The sequence below is a fragment of the Deinococcus aerophilus genome (genome assembly GCF_014647075.1).
Taxonomy (GTDB): Bacteria; Deinococcota; Deinococci; order Deinococcales; family Deinococcaceae; genus Deinococcus; species Deinococcus aerophilus.
Genome location: NZ_BMOM01000077.1, coordinates 1 through 1165, shown reverse-complemented (window position 1 = coordinate 1165; position 1165 = coordinate 1). Strand labels below are relative to the sequence as shown.

The following is a 1165-nucleotide window of genomic DNA, read 5'->3' as shown; positions in this document are numbered from 1 at the left end:
GTGGCATCAGTCTCCCCTGGGCCACCGAACAGGAACAGTACTTGATGCAGAGAGACTCAGATGATTTGACTGCGAGGCTTGACCAGCAGAAAACGCGACAAATCTGAGACGGCCGTTGCGTACCGTGCACTCCATGGGCGATCCCACACCGACCACCAGCCCCGAACTCCGCACTCCGAACCCCCGGCAGGCCAAAACCTGGGACAAGGCCAAACGCCTCAGCGCCCTGCTGAGCGAACTGCAGGCCCGGCGCTGCACCACCGCCGACCTCGCCCGCCGCTTCGCCGTCGGTCAACGCAGCATCCAACGTGACATCGACGCCCTCCGGCGCATGGGACACGACGTCGTCGAGCACGCCGGGCAGACCTATTCCATCCCCAGAAGCGGCACCCTCCTGCGCCCCGCCGAGGCCCTCGCTGCATACGCTGCCATCCGCCTCGCGCACCACCACTCCCCCGCCCTGAACAGCCACTACCGCCACGCCCTGCACAGCATCTCCATGGCCCTCCCCGAACGCATCCGCCACACCCTCAACGCCAGTGTCCGCGACACTGGCGCCACACCCTTCGCCGAACGCCAGATGGAAATGGTGGCCACCGCCTGGATGGACGGGCGGGTCCTGAACTTCGACTACCGCCGCCCCAACGGCCAGCTGGAGACCGGCAACGAACTGTGCGTGTTCTTCATCGAGATCAGCCGCGACAACCTCGCCCCATACGTCATCGGCCTCGAACGCCGCCGCCGTGGTCAAGTTCGTACCTTCAAGCTCTCCCGGATGGTTAATCTGAGCCTGCACCAGGACACCTATGAACCCGACCCCGATTTCGACCCACAGCAATTTCTCAGCGACGCCTGGGGCGTCATCGGCAGTGATCATCCCCTGACCGTCACCGTCCGCTTCGCCCCGGAAGCCGCATATCGCGTGCTCGAGGGTGGATTTCCGAACGCCACCCTGATCCGCCGGGACGGATATGTGGAAATGGAGTTCCGTGCCGGCGTGGACCGCAGCGGCCTGCCCCGTGAACTTCTGCCGTTCCTGCTCGGCTGGGGGCCGCGCGCCGAGGTCCTCTCGCCCCCCCACGTCCGCGAGGCGTGGCTCGCCGAACTGCGCGAAACCCTCGCCCGCTACGACACCCCACCCGCCCGCAACACCGCCTGACCCACC

The 1165-nt window shown here is 66.3% G+C and carries 1 protein-coding gene; it reads left to right on the top strand.

The annotated features are described in order from the left end of the window. The first annotated feature begins 133 nt into the window (after positions 1 to 133). The gene (locus IEY21_RS16630; RefSeq protein WP_188905455.1) at positions 134 to 1159 is read left to right on the top strand and encodes a helix-turn-helix transcriptional regulator; all 1026 of its coding nucleotides are present in this window, start codon (positions 134 to 136) and stop codon (positions 1157 to 1159) included. The last annotated feature ends 6 nt before the right edge of the window (positions 1160 to 1165 follow it).

Bases quoted from the DNA above. Each gene is read 5' to 3' on its own strand.
- IEY21_RS16630 (WP_188905455.1), top strand. From the start codon at position 134: ATGGGCGATCCCACACCGACCACCAGCCCCGAACTCCGCACTCCGAAC.